The sequence below is a fragment of the Stenotrophomonas sp. Steno-Z4 genome (genome assembly GCF_056393145.1).
The window spans coordinates 45,764-68,671 of the sequence record NZ_JBWJPC010000001.1 but is presented as its reverse complement, the minus strand read 5'-3'; the positions used below and the strand labels follow the sequence as shown (position 1 = coordinate 68,671).

At 68.2% G+C, this 22,908-nt stretch carries 19 protein-coding genes; 12 read left to right on the top strand and 7 right to left on the bottom strand.

What is annotated here, in order from left to right:
* Positions 1-14: 14 nt before the first annotated feature.
* A complete protein-coding gene (locus AC06E7_RS00305; RefSeq protein ID WP_478062399.1) occupies positions 15-2,342 on the top strand; it encodes a TonB-dependent receptor in 2,328 nt (775 codons plus the stop codon).
* A 48-nt stretch (positions 2,343-2,390) separates the two neighbouring features.
* Here the strand turns inward: AC06E7_RS00305 and rnd are convergent, their stop codons facing one another.
* Complete coding sequence (gene rnd, locus AC06E7_RS00300) at positions 2,391-3,473, bottom strand: ribonuclease D (RefSeq protein WP_478062398.1); 1,083 nt, start codon at positions 3,471-3,473, stop codon at positions 2,391-2,393.
* A gap of 82 nt (positions 3,474-3,555) precedes the next feature.
* Here rnd and AC06E7_RS00295 point away from each other — a divergent pair, with 82 nt between their 5' ends.
* Together AC06E7_RS00295 and AC06E7_RS00290 are read left to right on the top strand one after the other, a co-directional pair.
* Positions 3,556-5,424: an SUMF1/EgtB/PvdO family nonheme iron enzyme gene (locus AC06E7_RS00295; protein WP_478062396.1), complete on the top strand. Its 1,869-nt coding sequence runs from the start codon at positions 3,556-3,558 to the stop codon at positions 5,422-5,424.
* 71 nt (positions 5,425-5,495) lie between these two features.
* Positions 5,496-6,407 carry a M48 family metallopeptidase gene (locus tag AC06E7_RS00290; protein WP_068853288.1) on the top strand — a complete coding sequence of 304 codons (912 nt, stop codon included), beginning with the start codon at positions 5,496-5,498 and terminating at the stop codon, positions 6,405-6,407.
* Between the two features lie 57 nt (positions 6,408-6,464).
* Here the strand turns inward: AC06E7_RS00290 and xseA are convergent, their stop codons facing one another.
* Together xseA and queG are read right to left on the bottom strand one after the other, a co-directional pair.
* Entirely contained in the window at positions 6,465-7,805 is a 1,341-nt protein-coding gene (xseA, locus tag AC06E7_RS00285) for an exodeoxyribonuclease VII large subunit (protein WP_478062394.1), read from the bottom strand.
* A 67-nt stretch (positions 7,806-7,872) separates the two neighbouring features.
* Positions 7,873-8,961: a tRNA epoxyqueuosine(34) reductase QueG gene (gene queG / locus AC06E7_RS00280; protein ID WP_478062392.1), complete on the bottom strand. Its 1,089-nt coding sequence runs from the start codon at positions 8,959-8,961 to the stop codon at positions 7,873-7,875.
* A 22-nt stretch (positions 8,962-8,983) separates the two neighbouring features.
* Here queG and AC06E7_RS00275 point away from each other — a divergent pair, with 22 nt between their 5' ends.
* From AC06E7_RS00275 to AC06E7_RS00250, 6 genes are all read left to right on the top strand, one after another.
* Entirely contained in the window at positions 8,984-10,462 is a 1,479-nt protein-coding gene (locus tag AC06E7_RS00275) for an NAD(P)H-hydrate dehydratase (RefSeq protein ID WP_478062390.1), read from the top strand.
* Between the two features lie 5 nt (positions 10,463-10,467).
* The gene (tsaE, locus tag AC06E7_RS00270) at positions 10,468-10,950 is read left to right on the top strand and encodes a tRNA (adenosine(37)-N6)-threonylcarbamoyltransferase complex ATPase subunit type 1 TsaE (RefSeq protein ID WP_093536353.1); all 483 of its coding nucleotides are present in this window, start codon (positions 10,468-10,470) and stop codon (positions 10,948-10,950) included.
* Between the two features lie 82 nt (positions 10,951-11,032).
* On the top strand, positions 11,033-12,655 hold the full coding sequence (locus AC06E7_RS00265) for an N-acetylmuramoyl-L-alanine amidase (RefSeq protein WP_478062389.1): 1,623 nt from the start codon (positions 11,033-11,035) through the stop codon (positions 12,653-12,655).
* Positions 12,656-13,100: 445 nt separating this feature from the next.
* The gene (mutL, locus tag AC06E7_RS00260; protein ID WP_447785960.1) at positions 13,101-14,957 is read left to right on the top strand and encodes a DNA mismatch repair endonuclease MutL; all 1,857 of its coding nucleotides are present in this window, start codon (positions 13,101-13,103) and stop codon (positions 14,955-14,957) included.
* Between the two features lie 11 nt (positions 14,958-14,968).
* Positions 14,969-15,904 carry a DUF1684 domain-containing protein gene (locus AC06E7_RS00255; protein WP_478062387.1) on the top strand — a complete coding sequence of 312 codons (936 nt, stop codon included), beginning with the start codon at positions 14,969-14,971 and terminating at the stop codon, positions 15,902-15,904.
* Between the two features lie 2 nt (positions 15,905-15,906).
* Entirely contained in the window at positions 15,907-16,851 is a 945-nt protein-coding gene (locus tag AC06E7_RS00250) for a TraB/GumN family protein (protein ID WP_478062385.1), read from the top strand.
* A gap of 82 nt (positions 16,852-16,933) precedes the next feature.
* Here the strand turns inward: AC06E7_RS00250 and phaR are convergent, their stop codons facing one another.
* The 3 genes from phaR to gluQRS all read right to left on the bottom strand — a co-directional run bounded on the left by phaR (position 16,934) and on the right by gluQRS (position 19,501).
* Positions 16,934-17,458 carry a polyhydroxyalkanoate synthesis repressor PhaR gene (gene phaR / locus AC06E7_RS00245; RefSeq protein ID WP_068853272.1) on the bottom strand — a complete coding sequence of 175 codons (525 nt, stop codon included), beginning with the start codon at positions 17,456-17,458 and terminating at the stop codon, positions 16,934-16,936.
* A gap of 349 nt (positions 17,459-17,807) precedes the next feature.
* Positions 17,808-18,548 carry a beta-ketoacyl-ACP reductase gene (gene phbB, locus AC06E7_RS00240; RefSeq protein WP_068853270.1) on the bottom strand — a complete coding sequence of 247 codons (741 nt, stop codon included), beginning with the start codon at positions 18,546-18,548 and terminating at the stop codon, positions 17,808-17,810.
* Positions 18,549-18,616: 68 nt separating this feature from the next.
* Positions 18,617-19,501 carry a tRNA glutamyl-Q(34) synthetase GluQRS gene (gluQRS, locus tag AC06E7_RS00235; protein ID WP_478062384.1) on the bottom strand — a complete coding sequence of 295 codons (885 nt, stop codon included), beginning with the start codon at positions 19,499-19,501 and terminating at the stop codon, positions 18,617-18,619.
* A gap of 93 nt (positions 19,502-19,594) precedes the next feature.
* Here gluQRS and htpX point away from each other — a divergent pair, with 93 nt between their 5' ends.
* On the top strand, positions 19,595-20,467 hold the full coding sequence (gene htpX / locus AC06E7_RS00230; protein WP_068853266.1) for a protease HtpX: 873 nt from the start codon (positions 19,595-19,597) through the stop codon (positions 20,465-20,467).
* A 16-nt stretch (positions 20,468-20,483) separates the two neighbouring features.
* The gene (locus AC06E7_RS00225) at positions 20,484-20,618 is read left to right on the top strand and encodes a hypothetical protein (RefSeq protein WP_478062382.1); all 135 of its coding nucleotides are present in this window, start codon (positions 20,484-20,486) and stop codon (positions 20,616-20,618) included.
* A gap of 564 nt (positions 20,619-21,182) precedes the next feature.
* Here AC06E7_RS00225 and AC06E7_RS00220 read toward each other — a convergent pair.
* Complete coding sequence (locus AC06E7_RS00220; RefSeq protein ID WP_478062380.1) at positions 21,183-22,010, bottom strand: inositol monophosphatase family protein; 828 nt, start codon at positions 22,008-22,010, stop codon at positions 21,183-21,185.
* Between the two features lie 121 nt (positions 22,011-22,131).
* On the opposite strand from AC06E7_RS00220, the gene AC06E7_RS00215 reads away from it, so the two are divergent.
* Complete coding sequence (locus AC06E7_RS00215; protein ID WP_478062378.1) at positions 22,132-22,902, top strand: RNA methyltransferase; 771 nt, start codon at positions 22,132-22,134, stop codon at positions 22,900-22,902.
* Positions 22,903-22,908: the final 6 nt, after the last annotated feature.

The window sequence follows — 22,908 nt, the reverse complement described above, 5'->3', positions numbered from 1 at the left end:
CCCGAGACCCCTGAATGTCCGCCCATCGCATCACCGCTGCTTCGGCCGCAACCGCTTCCTCCCGCACCGCCCGGCAGCCGCGCCCCCACGCGCTGGCGCTGGCCTGCATTTCGCTGCTCGGGCTGAGCGGCGCCGCCCTGGCGCAGGACGCCAGCCCGACCTCGCTGGACGCCATCACCGTCACCGCCGACCACCGCGAGCGCAACCTGCAGGAAGTGCCGGTCTCGGTCGGCGTGGTCCAGGGCGAGCGCCTGCGCGACTACACCGCCGGCGGCGATGACACCCTGCTGGCCCTGAGTGGCCGGGTGCCGAGCTTCTACGCCGAGACCACCACCGGCCGCATCTTCCCGCGTTTCTACATCCGCGGCCTGGGCAACATCGACTTCTACCTGGGTGCGTCGCAGCCGGTGTCGATCATCCAGGATGACGTGGTGCTTGAGCACGTGGTGCTGAAGTCCAACCCGGTGTATGACGTGGACCAGATCGAAGTGCTGCGTGGCCCGCAGGGCACGTTGTTCGGCCGCAACACCACCGCCGGCATCGTCAAGTTCGACAGCATCAATCCCAGCCAGGATTACAGCGGCCGCGTGCAGGCCAGCTACGGCAGCTACGGCAGCGTGTCGGTGGACGGCGGCTTCGGCGGACCGATCAACGACATCGCCTCGTTCCGCGTGTCGGCGCTGTACCAGCACCGCGACGACTACGTGGACAACACCTACACCGGCCCCAGCGCCGATGGCACGGTGTCCCCGAAGAAGAACGCCATGGGCGGCTTCGACGACCGCAACGTGCGTGCCCAGCTGCTGCTGCAGCCCAGCGATGCGTTCTCGCTGCTGGCCTCGGCGCACGCCCGCGACTACGAAGGCACCTCGACCCTGTTCCTGCGCAACGCGATCACCAAGGGCTCCAACACCACCGACGCGCCGCGCGACCAGGTGGCCTACGACGAAGCCGACAACAACCCGCAGGCGTACAAGACCTACGGCGGCTCGGTCAAAGCCGTGTACGACTTCGGCAACATTTCGCTGACCTCGATCACCGCCTACGAGACCACCTCCGGCTACAGCCGCGGTGACACCGACGGTGGCGCGGCGGCCAACTTCCCGGTCAACGGGGTGCCCAACGGGTATGGCCAGTCGATGGGGCAGATCCGCGACCTGGACCAGTGGACCCAGGAAGTCCGCCTGGCCAATGCCGATGACAACCGCCTGAAGTGGCAGGTGGGCGCGTTCTACTTCGATGGCCGCGACACCACCGATTTCTGCCAGCGCGCCTGGTTCCTGCAGGGCGCCGCGCGCAATCCGAACAACTGGGTGCGCCTGCGCAACACCAATACCTCGTGGGCCGGCTTCGGCCAGGTCAGCTATGACGTGACCGACAAGTTCACCCTGACCGCCGGCCTGCGCCAGACCCGCGACGAGAAGCGTACCCGGCTGCTGAAGACCGCTGATACGGCCGCCGGGGTGGTCACCTACCGTGGCCGTACCGACGTGGAAATGGCCGACACCACCCCGAGCTGGGACGTGAGCGCGATGTACGCGTTCAACCCGCAGGTGAGCGTGTACGCCAAGGTGGCGCGTGGCTTCCGCGGCCCGACCATCCAAGGCCGTTCGGCGGTGTTCAACGCGGACTTCACCACCGCCGATTCGGAAACCAACCTGTCCTGGGAAGCGGGCGTGAAGAGCAGCCTGTGGGACAACCGCCTGCGCATGAACGCCACCGCGTTCACCTACGTGGTCAACGACATCCAGCTCAACGGCAACGATTCCAACGGCAACGGCGTGCTGTTCAATGCCGACAAGGCCAAGGCCTACGGCCTGGAAGCGGACATGGAGCTGCGCCCGATCCCGAACCTGAGCCTGAGCGCCGGCGTGAGCCTGCTGCACAGCGAAATCCAGGATGACCGCGTGTATGCGCAGGTCTGCGCGCTGAACGGCGCGGTGGTGTGCACCGTGAATGACCCGACCATCAAGGTGGGCGCCAACACGTTCGCCCAGATCAACGGCAACCCGCTGCCGAACGCGCCGAAGTACAACCTGAACTTCGCTGCGCGCTACGACTTCCCGGTCAACGACAGCGACGTGTTCTTCGTGTCCACCGACTGGAACAAGCAGGGCCATACCAGCTTCGTGCTGTATGACTCGGCCGAGTTCAATTCCAAGGGCAGCTTCGAAGGTGGCCTGAAGCTGGGTTACTCGGGCAACTACGGGGCGTGGGAAGCGGCGCTGTTCGCGCGCAACATCACCAACGAGAAGAACCTCAAGGGCGTGATCGAGAACTACATGGCGGCGGTGTACAACGAACCGCGCATTGTGGGCGTCTCGTTGAACCTCAACTGGTAAGCGGTTGGAAAAAAGGCCCCGCGCAAGCGGGGCCTTTTCGTTGCGGTATCAGCCTGCGGCGGGCAACAAGGGCGCCAGCACCGGCTCCAGCACCGCCTGCCGCCATCCCGCCAGGGCCTGCGGCCACGTGCGGCTTTCCAGATAACCTTCCAGGTGCTTGCGCGAAGCCAGCACGCCATCGGGCAGGCCGAGCTCGGCGGTACGTGCGCTTACCGCGTCCTGCAGCCGCTTCAACGCCTGCTTGTTCGCATCGTTGGCCGGCAGCGCCAGCGGCGCCTCGGCCTCATCATGCAGCGGCGTTTCCAGGGCTTCCCAGACCTGCGCGGCCAGCTTGCGCGGGGCTTTGGGGAAGCCTTCCATCAGCTTGCCCAGTGCGCCGGCATCGGCCGGCGGCGTACGTGCCAGCAGCGCGGCCAATTCGTTGTCCAGGATCCAGCTGCGCGGCTTGTCGCTTGCCCGTGCCTGCACGTCACGCCAGCGCAGCAGGCGCAACAGACGGCGCTGTGCGGGCGCATCCATGAACTGCGCCGAGCGCATCGCCACGTGCGGCCAGCGCTCTTCGTCCTGGTCGACACTGGCCAGCAGGCGCTCGGCATCGTCCTGCAGCCACTGGCGGCGGTCCAGCTCGCCCAGCTTCGCATCCACCGCATCGTGGATCGCGAACAGGTACTCCACGTCGTCGGCGGCGTACTCCAGCTGCGAATCCGTCAGCGGGCGGCGCATCCAGTCCGAGCGGGTCTCGCCCTTGGCCAGGGTCACCCCGGTGATGGCGGTGACCAGCTTCTGGTAGCCCATCCCACCGCCGATGCCGGCCAGCGACGCGCCGATCTGGGTGTCGAACAGCGGCCGCGGCAGCACGCCGCAGGCCACCTTGAAGGTGACCAGGTCTTCGCTGGCGCTGTGCATCACCTTCAGGATCGACGTATCGGCCAGCCACGGCGCCAGCGCCTCGGTCATGCCCGGAATCAACGGGTCGATGATCAGGATTTCATCGCCGACCGCCATCTGCACCAGGGCCAGCTGCGGCCAATAGGTGCGTTCACGGATGAATTCGGTGTCCAGCCCGATGCGGGTGGGGCGCTGGCGGTAGCGCTCGTCCAGTTCCGCCGGGGTTTTGATCCAATAGGCCACGTAGGGATTCCATCTACTGCAGGTTTGCTCAGGTGAGGGAGAATAGCCTAACGTCGAGGCCGTCCCGCCGAAGGAACCCGAATTGCGTACTCCAGGCCCTGTCCCGCTGTTGTTGGCCGCGCTGCTGCTGGCCACGACCGCCTGCTCGCCCGACGCGCCACCACCACGCCCGGCGGCGGCGCGCGCGCCCGAGCCGGCCAAACGGGTCGAGCCTTTACCAGGGCAGGTGACCATCGGCGGCGAGGATGAAGCGGAGACCGAACAGCGCTGGCAGCCGCCAGCGGTGGTCATTGCCGACGACGGCGTGGCACAGGCGCGCCGCGACGCGGCCAAGGCCTTCGACGAGGGACGGTTGTACGCCACCGCCGCCGATGCCATTCCGATCTGGCTGGCGTTGCGCCAGCGCGACGCCAACGACCGCCAGGCCCAGGCCGGACTCACCCGTGCCCGCCAGCAGCTGCTGAAGGACGCCGCGGAGCTGCTGCAGCGGCCGCTGCAGCAGCGCGAGGCACTGGCGCAGGCCGGCGAGATCGCCTTGGTGCTGCTGGCCCTGGCCCCGGATGACCCGAAGGTGCGCCAGCTGCAGTCGCGCGTGGAGCTGGCCCAGCGGGTGGTGGCGTACAACCGCGCCGGCGAGGAGGACCTGCGCGCCGACCGCATTGGTGAAGACGGTGACGGTGCCATTCCCAACTTCCGCGAGGCGCTGGCGCTGCAGCCGGACGAGCCTCGGGCCCGGCAGGGCCTGGCCGCCGCCGAGAGCGCGCTGATCCGCCGCGCCGAAGCCGCTGCCCGCAGCGCCGATTTCGCTGCCGCCGGCACCTGGCTGGCCGAAGCGGCCAAGGTGCGCGATTCGGCACCCACCATTGCCGATGCGTTCGAGCGGATCGAGGCGATCCGCGCCGCCACGCTGGTGCGCCTGCGCGACGACGGCCTGCGCGACCTGGCCAGCCCGCAGGGGCTCAAGGCAGCGCGGCAGAAGCTGGAAGACGCGCTGCGCATCGCGATGCCCGGCGACCCGGTGGTGGGCCAGCTGCGCGAACGCATCGAACTGGCCACCCACTACGGCAGTTTCCGCCCGCGCCAGGTGTTCAGCGATGCGCTGCGCGATGGCGGGCGTGGGCCGCAGATGATCGTGGTGCCGCATGGCGGCTTCCAGATGGGCGCCGGCGATGCGGAACCGGGCGCCAGCGATGCGGAAAAGCCCTCGCACTACGTGCGCTTCGACCGCGGCTTCGCCATGGCGATCACCGAAGTGACCGTGGCCGATTACCGCCGCTACGTGCAGGCCAGCAACGCCCGGCCGCGCGCCACCCGGCGTGGCCATTCGATCATCTACGACGAACGCAGTGGCAACTTCACCCGCAGCAGCGGGGTGGACTGGCGTTCGGGATACGACGGTACCCCGGCGATCGCCAATTCGCCGGTGATGCACGTGAGCGTGCGTGATGCCGAGCACTACGCGATGTGGCTGTCCGAACAGACCGGGCGTTCCTACCGCCTGCCCAGCGAGGCCGAATTCGAGTACGCGCTGCGTGCCGGCACCAGTGGCCGCTACCCGTGGGGCAACGAGGGCACGCCGCCGCCGCTGTCGGGCAACTTCACCGGCGGCGAAGACGTATCGCCCTCCGGCCGGCGCTGGTTCAATGCCTTCGTCGGCTATGGCGACGGCTGGTGGGGCCCGGCCCCGGTGGCCACCTTCGAACCCAATGCCTGGGGCCTGCACGACATGGCCGGCAACCTCAGCGAATGGGTGGCCGACTGCTGGCACGCCAGCTACCGCCGGGCTCCGGCCGATGGCGTGGCCTGGTTCAACCCGGGCTGCCGACAGCGGGTGATCCGTGGCGGCAACTGGGCCAATGCCCCCGAACAGACCCGCGCGGCCTGGCGGCAATCACAGGATTCGGACACGACCAGCGCCAGGATCGGGTTCCGCCTGGTTCGAGGTATCTGATACGTCGGCTTGGCGCTAGGATTGCCCCCAATGCCGGCACGGCGTGCCGGCCCCCATCAGGAACCAGGACGATGAGCAGCAATCCCTATGGCGGTCAGCAGCAACGAGCACGCCGCCCCGGGCTGTTCGGTAACATCCGCTGGTGGGTGCTGCTGGCGTTCGCCGGCTATGCCGCCTTCTACTGGTTCTCCAACCGCAGCGTGGACCCGTACACCGGCGAAAACGTGCTGATCGACAGTTCGCTCGATGCCGACCAGGAAAAGGCGCTCGGTCTGCAGGCCTACCAGCAGATCCTGGCCGAGGAGCGCCCGCTGGATCCCAACGCGCAGATATCGCGCGACGTGCGCGCGATCGCCGAACGGCTGATCCGCAAAGTGGACGTGGTGGAAACCGCGCTGGCCGAAGAGCACGGCCTGAAGCCGGCGCACTTCTCGCGCGACTTCGAATGGGAAGTCAATGTGATCCAGTCCGACCAGGCCAATGCGTTCTGCCTGCCGGGCGGCAAGATGGCGGTCTACACCGGGCTGGTGCCGGTGGCGCAGACCCAGGATGCGATGGCGGTGGTGATGGGCCATGAAATCGCCCACGCACTGCTCCGCCATGGCGCCCAGCGCATGGCCCAGCAGAAGCTCACCCAGATCGGCCAGATGGCAGGTGCCGCCAGCGGCATGGATCCGCAGCAGCAACAGATGGTGATGTCGGCGATGGGCTACGGCTACCTGCTGCCGTACGCGCGCAGCCACGAAACCCAGGCCGATGAAGTAGGCCTGATGCTGGCGGCGGCGGCGTGCTTCGACCCGCGCGAAGCGGTGCCGCTGTGGGAGCGCATGGGCCAGGCCAGCGGCGGCCAGGCGCCGCCGGAATTCTCGTCCACGCATCCCAACCCGGGCACCCGCATCCAGAACCTGCAGGCGCTGATGCCCAAGGCCATGGAATACCGCCAACGCTACTGCGAATCTGCAGGCGCCCCGGCAACGCAATAACGTGGGCGAAACGCGTGTGCGGCCTGCTTGGACACGCATGGCGTGTCCCTACAGGGCTTACCCTCGGGTGTCTTTGACCACCACATCGATTACCCCGTCCTGCACCTGGGCCTTCAATGTATCGCCGGGTGAAACTTCCAACGGCGACCGCACCAGGCGCCCATCCTGCTCACGGGTCAGGATGGCGTAGCCGCGCGCGACCGTGGCCAATGGGCTCACCGCTTCCATCGAACGCGCCAACGCGCGCAGGCGCAACGTATCGCGCTGCAGCTGCCGCGCCATCGCCGCCTCCGCGCGTGGCTGCACCCGCAGCAGGCGCTGTTTCAGTGCATCCAGCTGGCGTTGCGGGTGGCCATTGCGCAGCACCACCGCCGCATGCCGCAGCCGCGCCAGGCGGCGCTCATGCTGCTGCTGCCACGCGCCGGCCAGGCGCCGGGCCAGATCCTGCTGCCGACGCTGCAGCAGCTGCAACCGGTTCTGCGGGCTCTGTGCGTTCAGCCGCAGCAGGGCGCGGTCGGCACGCTGCATGGCCTGGCCCAACCCATGCCGCTGCAGCTGCACCAGCCGCGCGGCGAACCGGCGCAGGCGCAGTTGCAGGTCGCGCTGGTCCGGTACCAGCAGTTCGGCGGCCACCGATGGCGTGGGCGCGCGCAGGTCGGCGGCAAAATCGGCCAGGCTGAAGTCGGTTTCGTGGCCCACCGCCGACACCACCGGGGTATGGCTCGCCGCGATGGCACGCGCCAGTTGTTCGTCGTTGAAGGCCCACAGGTCTTCCATCGAGCCGCCGCCGCGGGTGAGCAGGATCACGTCGTAGCGGCCGCTGGCGTCGGCGCTGCGCAGCAGCGCGGTGATCTGCGCAGCGGCACTGTCACCCTGCACCAGGCTGGGCAGCAGGTCCACTTCCAGCAGCGGGAAGCGGCGCTCCAGCACGCTGAGCACATCGCGCACGGCTGCGCCGGTGGGAGAGGTGATCACCGCCAGCCGGCGCACATGGGCGGGCAGGGCGCGCTTGCGTTCGGCGGCGAACAGGCCTTCGGCTTCCAGCCGCGCCTTGAGCTGTTCGTAGGCGCGGCGCAGTGCACCTTCGCCGGCTTCTTCCATGTGGTCGAGCACCATCTGGTACTCGCCGCGCGCCTCGTACAGGGTCAGCCGGCCACGCGCGAGCACGCGCATGCCTTCGCGCGGCACGAATTTCAGCCACTGGCTCTTGGGCTTGAACAACGCCGCGCGGATCTGCGCGCGCGCGTCCTTCAACGTGAAGTACATATGGCCCGAGGCCGGGCGGGTTACGCTGCCCAGCTCGGCTTCCACCCACACCATCGGGAACGTGCCTTCCAGCAGGTCGCGGGCCAGGATGTTGAGCTGGCTGGGCGTGAGGATCTGCGCGCTACGGTCCATGGACGGTCAAACAGTACGAACGGGTGCCCATGGTCGCATGCCGGGGCAAGGTGCGTGTGTGCGGCGCTCAGCCGCCGTTGTCGAGCCGGGCGTGCTGCTGCAGTGCCCACTGCACGTGTTCGCGTACCAGCGCGGAGTCATGGCCGGCGCGCGCGTGCAGCGCGGCCAGCGTGTCCGGGTGGCCTGGCGCATTGCCCAGTGCCACCGCGATGTTGCGCAGCCAGCGCTCATGCCCGCTGCGGCGGATCGGGCTGCCTTCGGTACGGCGCAGGAATTCGTCTTCCTCCCACGCGAACAGGTCGGCCAGCGTCGCGGTATCGAGCGCGTTGCGGGCGCGGAAATCCGGCTCGTCGGTGCGCCGCGCGAACTTGTTCCAGGGGCACACCAGCTGGCAGTCGTCACAGCCGTAGATGCGGTTGCCCATCAGCGGGCGCATGTCTTCGGGAATGGCGCCATCGTGTTCGATGGTGAGGTAGGAAATGCAGCGCCGCGCATCCAGCCGCTGCGGGCCGATGATGGCCTGGGTGGGGCAGACATCGATGCAGCGGGTGCAGGTGCCGCAGTGAGCGCTGGCCGGCGCATCCACCGGCAACGGCAGGTCGATGTAGATCTCGCCCAGGAAGAACCACGAACCGCCCTGGCGGTCGATCAGGCAGGTGTGCTTGCCGATCCAGCCCAGCCCGGCGTTGCGTGCCAGCGCACGCTCCAGCACCGGCGCCGAATCGACGAACACCCGGTACCCGAACGTGCCGATCTCCGCGGCCAGCGCATCGGCGAATTTCTGCAGGCGGTTGCGCATGAGCTTGTGGTAATCGCGGCCCAACGCATAGCGGGCCACGTAGGCGCGGTTGCCGTCATGCAGGGTGTTCCAGGCCTCGGTGTCGTCCTTGTGGCCGTAATCCATGCCCACTGAAATCACCCGCACGGTGCCGGGCAGCAGTTCGGCCGGGCGCGCGCGCAGCGTGCCGTGGCGCGCCATCCAGTCCATCGTGCCGTACAGGCCCTGGCCCAGCCAGTCGGCCAGGTGCGCTTCGTCGTCGGCCAGGTCGATGCCGGACACGCCGCAGCGCTGGAAGCCATGCTGCCGCGCAAGCGCGCGCACCCGTTCGGCGGCACGGGCCAGGTCGAGCGGGGCGGGCAGGGGAACAGCGGACATGCGGCAAGTATAGAATCCCGGCATGCACGAACTCGATGAACTGTTCGATGTCGCCGCCGCGCGCCGTCTCGATGCCCAGGCCAGCGCGCTGCTGGGCGATGGCGGCGCGGGGCTGATGGAGCAGGCCGGCACGGCCGCCTGGCACTGCCTGCTGGAGCGCTGGCCGCAGGCGCAGCGGCTGTGCGTGGCGGCCGGTGCGGGCAACAACGGCGGCGATGGCTACGTGCTGGCGCGGCTGGCCCGCCAGGCCGGGCGCCAGGTGCAGGTGCTGCGGCTGGCCGATGCCGGCGCGCGGACGGAACTGGCTGAACGGGCCCGCGCGGCGTATCTGGCGGTGGGCGGGCAGGAAACCATCTTCGCAGGGGAATTGCCTGCCGCTGACATCGTGGTCGATGCACTGTTCGGCATCGGCCTGAACCGCGCGCCGAACGGCGATGCGGCGCGCCTGATCGTGGCGATCATCGACAGCGGGCTGCCCGTGCTTTCGCTGGATGTGCCCAGTGGCGTGGACGCGCGTACTGGCGCGGTGCCCGGGGTTGCGGTGCGCGCCACGATCACCCTGCAGTTCATCGTCCGTCACCAGGGCCTGTACACCGCAGACGCGCTGGAATACATCGGCGGCCGCCGGCTGGCACCGCTGTCGCTGCCCGACGGTTCGCAGCGGGGCATCGCGCCGGCAGCGTGCCTGTGGCTGCCTTCCCGGCTGCCCACGCAGCTGGCGCCGCGCCGTGCCAACACGCACAAAGGCGAATCCGGCCATGTGCTGTGCGTGGGCGGCAACGCCGGCAGTGGGGGCGCGGTGATGCTGGCAGCAGAATCGGCGCTGCGCGCCGGCGCCGGGCTGGTCAGCGTGGCCACCCAGGCACAGCACATCGCGCCGCTGCTGGCGCGCCTGCCCGAAGCCATGGCCCACCCGGTGCAGGAGGCGCAGGACCTGCAGGCGCTGCTGCCGCGCGCGAAAGTGATCGCGGTCGGCCCCGGGCTGGGCCAGGACGACTGGGCCCACGAGCTGTGGCGGCAGGTGCTGGCCAGCGGCAAGCCGCTGGTGATCGATGCCGATGCGTTGAACCTGCTGGCCGCCACGCCACGGACGCTGCACGACGCGATCCTCACCCCGCACCCGGGCGAGGCGGCGCGGCTGCTGGGTACCGACACCGCCCAGGTACAGGCCGACCGTTTCGCCGCCGCTGCGGCACTGGCCGCGCGTTTCAATGCCGTGGTGGTGCTCAAAGGCGCCGGCACGATCGTGGCCGCACCGCATCAACGCCCCCGGGTGATCGCCGCCGGCAACCCGGGCATGGCGGTGGGTGGCATGGGCGACCTGCTCACCGGCATCATTGCCGCACTGCGCGCGCAGGGGCTGGACGCGTTCGACGCGGCCAGCAGCGGTGCGCTGCTGCACAGCCTGGCCGGCGATGACGCGGCCAGCGAAGGCCAGCGTGGCCTGCTCCCCACCGACCTGCTGGTGCCGCTGCGCCGGCGGGTGAACCCGGAACCGTGACGCCCATGATTGAGTTCTTCCTGGCACAACCGCAGGACACCGACCTGCTCGGCCAATGGCTGGCGGCCACCCGACCCCCGCATGCGGTGGTTGAGTTGAGAGGTGACCTGGGTGCCGGCAAGTCCACCCTGGCCCGGGCGCTGCTGCGCGCGCTGGGCGTGCAGGGCAACGTCCGCAGCCCCACCTACACGCTGGTCGAGCGCTATCCGCTGAGCGACGGTCATGAAGCGTGGCACCTGGACCTGTACCGGATCGGTCAGGCGGAAGAACTGGATTTCCTCGGCCTGGACGAGGGCAGTGCCTCGCTGTGGCTGGTGGAATGGCCCGAGCGCGGGGCCGGCGCGCTGCCGCCCACCGACCTGATCGTGGCGCTGGAGATCGAGGGGCAGGGCCGTCGCGCGCGGCTGGGCGCGGCCAGTGCGGCAGGACATGAATGGCTGGAACGGCTCCCGCAAGGGGGCGACTTGCAGGCCCTTTCTGTCGGCTGACAGTAGGAAACACCCCCAGGTTACGGATTATTAAGGGAAAAGGTGTTGCTTTTCATTCAGCGCAATGATTGAATCCGTACCCATGCCAATGGGGAAGCCACTCACTGCCATCTGCGCCGCCGTCGGACTCTGTCTGGCGAGCGCGATGTCGTGGGCGGGCGAAGTCCGCCAGGTGGCCCTGGAGACCGGTTCGACCGGCACCCGCGCCGAGATCGCGCTGTCCGGCAGCGGCGGCTACAAGACCCTGACCTTGGCCGGCCCGAACCGGTTGGTGGTCGATTTCCCCGATTCCAGCGCGGTGCGCAACCTGAAGCTGCCTGCGCCCAAGGGCGTGGTCACGGCGGTACGCACCGGGCAGCCGGTGCCCGGCACGTTCCGGGTGGTGTTCGACCTGGCCGAATCGGTGGCGCCCTTCAAGCCGCAGCTGGTCAAGCAGGGCGAGGATTCGCGGCTGGTGATCGAGTGGCCGGGCGACGCACCGGCCAGCGTGGCCCGCGCGCCCGTGCCCGCTGCCCCGGCACCGGTTACTGCAGCGAACAGCACCACGCCAGGCAGCACGCCTGCGCCTGCACCGATGGCGGCGCAGGCCAACACCGCGCCGGTGCCTGAAACCACCCAGACCCTGCCGCCGACCCCTGCCGAAGCGGCGCAGGCGCGCAATGACGCTGCCCGCGCCACGGCGCTGTTGACCGCGTCGGTGCGCCAACAGGCCAGCGCCAGCGCGGCCACGCCGGTGCCGACCCCGGCCGCGCCGACCGCGACCACGGTCAACGTGGCAGCGGCCGGCACCGCCAACGCTGCCAGCAATTCCGCGTCGCCCGCCGCCATCCTGGCCGGCCAGCCGACGGCGGCCAACGTGCCGGTGCCGACCACCGTGGTGCCGGCGCAGCCGCCGCGCCCGGTGATGCCCAGCGATGCCTCGCGGGTCAAGATGCAGTCGGGCATGCGCCCGCTGGTGGTGGCGATCGATCCGGGCCACGGCGGCCAGGATCCGGGCGCGGTGGGACCGACCGGCAAGCGCGAAAAAGACATCACCCTGGCGGTGGCGCGTGAGCTGGCGCGCCAGGTCAATGCGACGCCGGGCCTGAAGGCGTTCCTGACCCGCGATACCGACGTGTTCATTCCGCTGCCGATGCGCGCGCAGAAGGCACGTTCGGCCAAGGCCGACATCTTCATCTCGATCCACGCCGACGCGGCGGAAAACCGCGCGGCGACGGGTTCGTCTGTGTATGTGCTGTCGACCAAGGGCGCGTCGTCTCAGCGCGCCCGTTGGCTGGCAGACAAGGAAAACGCGGCCGATCTGGTCGGCGGCGTGCGCCTGCAGCAGACCGAGGGCACGCTGGCCAATGTGCTGCTGGACCTGGCCCAGAGCGGTTACATGAAGGCCTCCGAAGACGCGGCCGGGCATGTGCTGGGCGGGCTGAAGCGGATCGGCAAGAACCACAAGCCGGCGATTGAACGGGCCAACTTCGCGGTGCTGCGCACCTCGGACATGCCGGCGATGCTGGTGGAAACGGCCTTCATCTCCAACCCGGACGAAGAGCGCCGCCTGATGGACCCGGCCTACCAGCGCCAGATCGCTGGTGCGGTGTTGGATGGCGTGCATACGTTCTTCAGCCGCCAGCCGCCACCAGGCACGCTCTACGCGGCCCGCGCCCAGGCCGAGATAGACGCCGCCAGTACGGTCGCCGGCGGCAGCAAATAAAAACCCGCTTCGGCGGGTTTTTTGTGGCGTCTGCCCGGCCCCGACGCACCCACTGGGGGCCCATGGTTGATTGATCCGGGTATCCGGACGTTACGTAACGGTTCGTAGCCCCGGCCGTTGGCCGGACACCGCGCGCAGCGCGGCCCGAGCGTCCGGAGCTCGACCTGGTCTCGATGGCGGCCATGCATCCGGGTGTAAATCCGAAACGGAACCGCCTATCAGGCGTCATGAACGCCTGACGGGCGTCTTCGGAACGCATAAACGCCGGTGGGAAGGCCGCAACCGATGAATCATCGGCTCCGGACGCTTGGGCTGCGCGCGGTGTCCGGCCAACGGCCGGGGCTACGAATTTTTACGGGCCCATGGGGATCGGGATCAATCGACCATGGGCCCATTGGCCCATCGATATCGGAATCCATCCCCACGATCCGGATATCATTCCCGCATGACCATCCGCCAGCTTCCCGAAATCCTAATCAACCAGATCGCCGCGGGCGAAGTCGTTGAACGCCCGGCGTCGGTGGTCAAGGAACTGGTGGAAAACGCGCTCGATGCCGGTGCCACGCGAGTGGATATCGACCTGGAAGAGGGTGGGGTACGGTTGATCCGCATCCGCGATGACGGCGGTGGCATCGCGCCGGAAGAACTACCTCTGGCGGTGTCGCGGCATGCCACCAGCAAGATCGCCAGTCTGGATGACCTGGAAGCGGTGGCCACGCTGGGCTTCCGTGGCGAGGCGCTGCCGTCGATTGCGTCGGTGAGCCGCTTTACCCTGGCCTCGCGCCGGCGCAGTGACGAGCATGGCTCGGCGCTGCAGATCGAAGGCGGCAAGCTGGGCGAAGTCACCCCGCGCGCGCATGCACCGGGCACCACGGTGGAAGTGCGCGAGCTGTTCTACAACGTGCCGGCTCGCCGCAAATTCCTGCGCGCCGAGCGGACCGAACTGGGCCATATCGAAGAATGGCTGCGTTCGCTGGCGCTGGCGCGGCCGGACGTGGAGCTGCGCGTGTCGCACAACGGCAAGCCGTCGCGGCGCTACAAGCCGGGTGATCTGTATTCCGATGCGCGGCTGGGCGAAACGCTGGGCGAAGACTTCGCCACCCAGGCCATGCGCGTGGACCACAGCGGTGCCGGGCTGCGCCTGCATGGCTGGATCGCGCAGCCGCATTATTCGCGCGCCAGCACGGACCAGCAGTATCTGTACGTCAACGGTCGTTCGGTGCGCGACCGCAGCGTGGCCCATGCGGTGAAGATGGCCTACGGCGATGTGCTGTTCCATGGCCGCCAGCCCGCGTACGTGCTGTTCCTGGAGCTGGACCCGACCCGGGTGGACGTCAACGTGCACCCGGCCAAGCATGAAGTGCGTTTCCGCGATTCGAGGTTGATCCATGACTTCGTCTACCGCACGTTGAAGGAAGCGCTGGCCGAAACCCGTGCGGGCATGACCGCGACGGGGGCGGGCAGCGAGGGCGTCGCCGAGGCTGCCGCGCCTGCCTACGCCAGTGCGGCGGCCGGCACGGGCTACGCGTTGGCGGGCGGTGGCGGTGGTGGCATGGGCAACGCGGCCTGGCGCCCGCAGCAGTCGCCTTTGGGCCTGCGCGTGGCCGATGCCCCGTCGGCCTATGCAGCGCTGTACGCGCGCCCGGCCGGCAGCGATGCCGCGCTGCCGCCGATGCCCAGCGAGCAGGGCCTGCCGGTCACCGCGGCCGACAGTGGCGTGCCGCCGCTGGGCTATGCGGTGGCGCAGCTGCACGGCATCTACATCCTGGCCGAGAATGCCGAGGGCCTGATCGTGGTGGACATGCATGCCGCCCACGAGCGGATCGGCTATGAGCGGCTGAAGACCGCGCACGATGCCACCGGCCTCCATGCGCAGCCGCTGCTGGTGCCGATCACCCTGGCAGTGGGCGAGCGCGATGCCGATACCGCCGAGCGCGAAGCCGATACGCTGACCGCGCTGGGGTTCGAGATCACCCGGTCCGGTCCCGGTTCGCTGCATGTGCGCAGCATTCCCGCGCTGCTGGCCAACGCCGAGCCGGAAGGGCTGCTGCGCGATGTGCTCACCGACCTGCGCGAACACGGCCAGAGCCGGCGCATCGCCAGTGCGCGCGACGAACTGTTGTCGACCATGGCCTGCCACGGTGCGGTGCGCGCCAACCGGCGGCTGACCCTGCCGGAAATGAACGCGCTGCTGCGCGACATGGAAATTACCGAGCGGTCCGGCCAATGCAACCACGGCCGGCCCACCTGGGCCCGTTTTTCACTGGCGGAAATCGACCGCTGGTTCCTGCGCGGACGTTGAAGGGGAACACGATGCGTACTTGGGGATGGGGACTTGGCGCGGCAGTGCTGGCGCTGGGCCTGGCAGGGTGTGGCGATAAAGAAACCGCGCCGGCGCCGGCGGCGGTGGATCCGGCATTCGCGGCCGAACAGCAGCAATGGCGACAGCAGCGCTACACCGAGCTGCACGCGCCCGATGGCTGGACCAGCCTGGTCGGCCTGCACTGGCTGGAGCACAAGGCGCACTACATCGGCAGCGGCCCCGGCAGCGGCATCCGCCTGGCCGTGGGCCCGGCCAAGCTGGGCATGGTGGCGCACCGTGGCGACATACTCACCTTCACCCCCGAGCGCGGCACGGCACTGACCGTGGACGGCAAGCCGCTCACCGGGCCGATCCGTTTCCAGAGCGACCGCGATCCGGCGCCTACGCTTATCGGCTTCGATGATGGCAAGGGCCAGCTCAGCCTGATCCACCGTGGTGAGCGCTACGCGCTGCGGGTCAAGCATGCCGACGCCTATTCGCGCACCGGCTTCACTGGCCTGAACTACTGGCCGGGTGGTCCGGACTGGCGCATCAGCGCGCGGTTTGTTCCGCACCCGGCCGGCAAGACCCTGCCGATCGTGGACATCACCGGCCTCACCACCGAGATGCCGAATTCGGGTGCACTGGAATTCGAGCGCGATGGAAAGACCTGGCGGCTGGAAGCGCTGGGTGAGCCGGGGCGCGAGCTGTTCGTGATCTTCGGCGACCGCACCAGCGGCCATGGCAGTTACCCGGCTGGCCGCTACCTGGACCTGCCCGCACCGGATGCGAGCGGCCAGGTGGTGATTGATTTCAACCACGCCTACAACCCGCCGTGTGCGTTCACGCCGTTCGCCACGTGCCCACTGACCCCGCCGGAAAACCGTCTGGACCTGAAGGTCGAAGCCGGTGAGCAGGCCTACCACACACCCCAGGGAGGGGTTTGAGCATGACGATGCTGAAGCGACTGGCGGCCCCGCTGCTGCTGGCGACCAGCCTGCTGCTGGGCAGCGCAGCCACGATGGCCGCCGCGCCGGCGGCAAAATCCCCCGCGCCGGTGCCGCTGCTGTGGAAGGTGACCGGCCCGGGCGACAGCCGGGTGTACCTGCTGGGCTCGTTCCATCTGCTGCGTGCCGACGATTATCCGCTGGCGGCAGACGTGGACCAGGCCTTCGCGGCGTCCAAGCGCGTGGTGTTCGAACTCTCGCCGCAGGACATGCAGTCGCCGGACCTGACCCGCAAGATGCTGCAGGCGGCGATGCGCACCGATGGCAGCGAACTCAGGCGTGACCTGGACGACGCCACCTGGACCAAGCTGCAGGCCTACGCGCGCGACAACAACCTGCCGCTGGCACAGCTGCAGGGCATGAAGCCCTGGTTCGTCGGGCTGACCATCACGCTGTCGCAGTTCGCCAAGATGGGCCTGGACCCGGCGCTGGGGCTGGACCGGCATTTCATGACGCGCGCCGCCGATGCGGGCAAGCCGACCAGCGGCCTGGAAGACATCGATACGCAGGTGGCGGTGCTCTCGGGCATGTCCGCGCAGGAGCAGCAGCAGATGGTGGCCGAGGCGCTGGACCAGGCCAGCGAGGCCGATGCGATGGGTCGCAAGCTGCACGATGCCTGGCGCCGTGGCGACGACAAGCTGCTGTGGACCTCGATGGCCGCGGAAATGCGCGGCGAGTACCCGCAGCTGTACAAGCGCATCAATACCGACCGCAACAATGCCTGGGTACCCAAGCTGGAGCAGCAGCTCAAGGCCGGGCAGGGCGGCACGCTGGTGGTGGTGGGCTCGCTGCACCTGCTGGGCGACGATGGCGTCGTCGAAAAGCTGCGCGCCAAGGGCTACCAGGTGGAGCGGATCTGCACCGGCTGCGCCAAACCCAAGCGCTGATTTCCAGGGGGCGCAAATGAAAAAGGCGCGGCCGTGAGGCTGCGCCTTTTTTCATGCGTCCCGGCGCTGCCGGGCGAAGCAGTCAACGGCGGGTCTTGCCGGCCGTGGGGGCTTCGGGCTTGCCGGTGCCCGTACCGGTGCCGGTCTGGGTACCCGGCGGACGCGGGCCGAAGCCGCCGCCCATGTTGCGCTGGAAGTCCTGCCAAAGCTCCAGGTTGCGTTCGGTGAGCTGGTTCATCATCGCCCACGGGGTCTGGCCGAGCAGGTTGCCCATCTGCTGACGGAACTGCTGCTGCTGGTCCAGGAAGACCTGCATGCTGCGCTCCAGGTAGTTGCCCATGAAGCCCTGCAGCGAATCGCCATAGAACCGGATCAGCTGGCTGAGCAGCTGGGTGGAGAGCATGGGCTCACCGTCCTGTTCCTGGTCGGCGATGATCTGCAGCAACACTGAACGGGTCAGGTCGTCGCCGCTCTTGGCGTCGCGGACTTCGAAGTCCTCGCCGTCCAGGATGAGCTGGCGCACGTCCTCGATGGTGATGTAACTGGAAATCTCGGTGTCGTAGAGACGGCGGTTGGGATACTTCTTGATGATGCGGTTCGCAGCCATGAAGCAATCACTCGTCAGCGTAGGCGCGAAGCATGGCGCAGCGCAGCAGGCGTTGCAACCTCCTTTGGTCATTTGCTGGCGTTCTTCATGCTGCGCAGCATGGGTGCAGCATTCCGGGGTATCCGCAACGCCTGCTGCGCTTGCCCACGTTTTGCTGCGCAAAACGTGGGCCCCTGCGGCATGCCGCCTTAACCCCGCGCCTTCGGCGCGCCCCCTTCAACAAGAAGGGGGCTCCTCCTGCGGTGGGCGGGCGGGTGAAGTGCAGCATTTTTTTCGCAGGTATGCCGATATGGCGGTGGCGCCGGCGGTTGGGGGCCTTGAGAACCTGTGGTGGGTAACGGTGTAAGCGTTACCAGCCCATGTGGTGGCCGCCGTTGATGTCGAGGTTGGAGCCGGTGATCCAGGCGGCTTCTTCGGCGACCAGGAAGGCGACGGCGTAGGCGATTTCCTCGGGCTTGCCGAGGCGGCCGGTGGGGATGTCGGCGATGATCTTGGCGCGCACTTCGTCGGGCACGGCCATCACCATGTCGGTGGCGACGTAGCCGGGCGAGATGGTGTTGACGGTGATGCCGAAGCCGGCATTTTCGCGCGCCAGCGAGATGGTGAAGCCGTGCATGCCGGCCTTGGCGGCGGCGTAGTTGGCCTGCCCGTACTGGCCCTTCAGGCCGTTGATCGAGCTGATCTGGATCACCCGGCCCCAGCCGCGGCGGCGCATGCCTTCAATGACCGGGCGGGTGACGTTGAACACCGAATTGAGGTTGGTGTTGATCACGTCGTGCCACTGGTCGGCGCGCATGCGGTGGAAGGTGGTGTCGCGGGTGATGCCGGCGTTGTTGACCAGGATCTCGACCGGGCCCAGTGCGGCTTCCACCGCGTGCACCATCTGTTCGGCGGTATCCGGATCGGAGACATCGCCGGGGAAGATCGCCACGTCGCAGCCGCGCGCCAGCATCTTCTCGCGCCAGGCCAGGGCCTTGGCTTCGTCACGGTAGTTGGTGGCAACCCGATGGCCCTGGTCGGCCAGACGTTGGCAGATGGCGGAACCGATACCGCCGGTACCACCGGTGACCAGTGCGACGCGAGATGTCATGAGCAGCTACTCCGGGGCCAACAGGGGGGGACAGCGATTCTGCAACATCGCGGCGGAAAATGGGCGGCTCAGCAGGCGTCGGCGTCAAGGCGGATGTCACCCGGTGGCAATCGCGCCGGGTCGAAGCCGGCAACGGCCCGTTCAAGGAGCTCGGTAACGCTGCGGCAGCCCTGCAGGCGTGCGGGATCCTGGCCAAGCTGCGCCCAGGCCTGCTGCAGGGCGGGCAGGGGAGGATCGGCATCGACCGGGCGCGCGGCGGCGGATTTGGACAGTTTGAGCCCGTCCGGTTCCAGCAGCAGCGGCAGGTGCAGGTAGCGCGGGGTGGGCAGCCCCAGTGCCTGCTGCAGCAGGATCTGGCGCGGCGTGGAATCGAGCAGGTCAGTACCGCGTACCACGTCGGTGATGGCCTGGTCGCCATCGTCGACCACCACGGCCAACTGGTAGGCCCAGTAGCCGTCCGCCCGGCGCAGTACGAAATCGCCGACCTCGGCATGCACGTCCTGGCGGATCCGGCCGCGCAGGCCGTCGTCGAACGCGACCACGCTGCCCGGCGGCACGCGCAGGCGGATGGCCGGTCGGGCGCGTTCAGTAAGTGCCACGCAGTAATGATGAATACCCTGCTGGTCGGCGAGTTCGGTACGACTGCAGTGGCAGGCGAAGGCCTTGTCCTCGGCCAGCAGGCGGTCCAGCGCGGCCTGGTAGAGGGCGTCGCGCTGGCTCTGGTGGACGATGGCGTCATCGCTGCCCAGGCCGAAGGCGGCCAGGGCGGCCAGTTGCTGGTCGATGGCGCCAGGCACGGTGCGGGGCGGGTCGACGTCTTCGACCCGGACCAGCCACTGGCCACGGGCGTGCCGGGCCAACAGCCAGCTGCCGAAGGCGGCGAGCAGCGAGCCGGCGTGGAGGGGGCCGGTGGGCGAGGGGGCGAAGCGCCCGCGGTAGGCAGTCATGGACATGAACTATGAATCGTCGGTCAGGTTGCGACTTGAATTCAACATGAAGTCCCCGCAGATTTGCAGCAACACCCACCTAGAAAGCGTCCTTTCCCCATGTTCAGTCGTATTGCCCTGTTCCTCGCGACCAACTTCGCCGTGTTGATCCTGGCAGGCTTCGTAATGCGCCTGGCCGGTATCGATCCGGCAAGCATGAGCGGCCTGCTGGTAGTTGCGGCCATCTTCGGCTTCGGCGGGTCGCTGATCTCGCTGCTGCTGTCCAAGTGGATGGCCAAGCGTTCCACGGGCGCGGTGGTGATCACCGAGCCGCGCAACCAGACCGAGCGCTGGCTGCTGGCCACGGTGGAGCGCCAGGCGCGCGAAGCCGGTATCGGCATGCCGGAAGTGGCGGTCTATGACGGCCCGGAAATCAACGCGTTCGCGACCGGTGCCAACCGCAACAACGCGCTGGTGGCGGTCTCCACGGGCCTGCTGCAGAACATGAGCGAGGACGAGGCCGAGGCGGTACTGGGCCACGAAATCGCGCACGTGGCCAACGGTGACATGATCACCATGGCGCTGCTGCAGGGCGTGCTCAATACGTTCGTGATCGTGCTGGCGCGCGTGGTCGGCGGCATCATCGACAGTGCGCTGTCGGGCAACCGCGAAGGCGGCGGCCGCGGCTTTGCCTACTTCATCATCGTGTTCGTACTGGAAATGGTGTTCGGCCTGTTCGCGACCATGATCGCCATGTGGTTCTCGCGCCATCGCGAGTTCCGCGCCGACGCGGGCGGTGCGCACCTGGCCGGCCGCCAGAAGATGATCGCCGCACTGGAGCGCCTGAAGCTCAATCACGGCCAGAGCACCCTGCCGACCCAGATCGCCGCGTTCGGCATCGCCGGCGCCACCGCCAAGAAGCTGTTCCTGAGCCACCCGCCGCTGGAAGAGCGCATTGCCGCGCTGAAGGCCGCGAGCAACACCGTGGCGTGATGCGGTGGTGTTTGGCTTGAAAGAAGCGCCCGGCCTGTTGGTCGGGCGTTTTCTTTTTGCGGCATCGGTAGGTACCGACCGTTGGTCGGTGCGCAATGCAGAAAGCCTTCGCCTGCTGGGCTTCCCGCGCTGGGAAGCTCTAGCGTTTTGATTCTCTGCGCGCGGGGGCGCGGGGTGGGAGGGGGTAGCGGGGCACGCGTGAACCCATCCATGGGGCTTATCGCAGCATCCATGCTGCTCAAAGCCCCGCTACCCCCTCCCACCCCGCGCCCCCAGACAGATCGCGCCGGCGGTGACGAAGTCAACGGCAAGTGGCGATCTGTGGAGCAACCTGTTACTTCGTAGAGCCACGCCATGCGTGGCTGAGCAGCCGAGAATGCGGCGGCTCGCGCGACGCTTTTGATCATGTGTCCGGTCGTCGCAGAGAACTGAGGGGGCGAGGGCTGGGATGCCCTGGCCGGACTTTGAGCAGCATGGGTCGGGCGTATACGCCCGACGGGTTGGGCAGGAGCCCAACCCCGGCCTTGCCGTGTGCGCAGGACAGCGCACACGTGCAAGCTGCGATAAGCCCCATGGATGGGTTCACGCGTGTCCGGCCAGGGCATCCCCGTCCTCGCCCCGCGCAGGAACAACTGAACAGCCAACGCTCTACGCGCGGAGGCCCAAAAAAAACGGCGCCCGAAGGCGCCGTCGCGTGAATCTCACATCAATCCGATCAGAACTTCGCGTCGAACTCAGCAGCGTAGCCGGTGTTGACCAGCACCTTCTGCAGGATGGCGGTGTTCTTCACGTTGCCGGCCACGATCTGCTGGGTTTCCGGGCCACGGCTGTCCATGCGGCCCGGGGTGGCGCCCTTGAAGTCACAGACGCGGCCGCCGGCCTCGCGGACCAGCAGTACGCCGGCGGCGATGTCCCAGGCTTTCACGCCTGCTTCGAAGTAGGCGTCCGCGCGGCCGCAGGCCACGTAGGCCAGGTCCAGCGCGGCCGAACCGGTGCGGCGCACGTCTTCGGCGTGGACCAGCAGCGCGTCCACCGCCTTCAGCTGGGCGCTGGTGCGGTTGCGCTCGCGCGGGGCGAAACCGGTGTGGATCATCGCGCCTGCCAGGTCCTTGCGGTCGGCCACGCGGATGCGGCGGTCGTTCAGCACCGCACCGGCGCCACGGCTGGCGGTGAACAGTTCATTGCGGAGCGGATCGAAGATCACCGCGTCGATCGGCTCGCCGTTTTCGACCAGGGCAATGGAGACGCAGTAGTGCGGGAAGCCGCGGAGGTAGTTGCTGGTGCCGTCGAGCGGGTCGATGACCCACATGTAGCGGTTGACGGCCTGCACGCCGCCTTCCTCGCCCATGATCCCGTACTCGGGATAGGCGCGCTTGAGTTCCTTGACGATCACCTTTTCCGCATCCGCATCGACTTCACTGGCATAGTCCATGCGCCCCTTCTGCACGACGTTCAACGCCTCCAGCTTGTTGATGTTGCGCAACAGGACGTTGCCGGCGAGGCGGGCGGCCTTGACCATGACGGTGACGGCGGGTTTCTGCATGGCGAAAAGCTCCCGGAAAGGCAGAGTAGGGGGTACTGGCGGGGGAAAAGAGCGGTCCCGGCGCAGAGGCCGGTCACACAGTTTACCATTTGTGACTGTCCTGCTCGCGTTTGGCCTGTTCATGTCCACTGAATCCGCTTCCTCCCGTATCCGTTTCGTCCTCGTGGGCACCCAGCACCCCGGCAACATGGGCGCCGCCGCGCGTGCCATGAAGACCATGGGGCTGGGCCGGCTGGTGCTGGTCGCCCCCGAAAAGCCGCTGGATGAGGAAGCCTTCCGCCGCTCGGCCGGCGCCGAGGACGTGCTGGGCGACGCCCCGGTCGTGGCCACCCTGGCCGAAGCCGTGGCCGACTGCCGGCTGGTGCTGGGCTGTACCGCCCGCGCCCGCCGCGTCCAACTCGAAGAACTGCTGCCCGGCGTGGCCGCCCAGCGCGCCCTGGCCAAGGCGGCCGAGATCGATGGCGAGGTCGCCTTCGTGTTCGGTCGCGAGCGTACCGGCCTTACCAATGAAGAGCTGCAGCTTTGCCACCTGGCCGTGCACATTCCTTCCAACCCGGAGTTCAGCTCGCTGAACCTCGCCGCCGCCGTGCAGGTGCTGGCCTACGAGCTGCGCATGGCCAGCCTGGGTGGGGTGGAAGCGGCCGCGCCGGCCGATCCTGAACATCGTGAACAGCCGGCCAGCCACGCCCAGGTCGAAGGCCTGTTCGGCCAGCTCGGCCAGACCCTGGACGAGATCGACTTCCACAAGGGCCGCGCCCCGGATTCGGCCATGCGCAAACTGCGCCGGCTGTTCCTGCGCACCGAACTGAGCGAACAGGAAGTGCGGCTGCTGCGCGGCATTCTGGCCGACGCCCAGCGGATGGCCCGTCTGGCGAACGCTAAACCGGAATGACCTGAC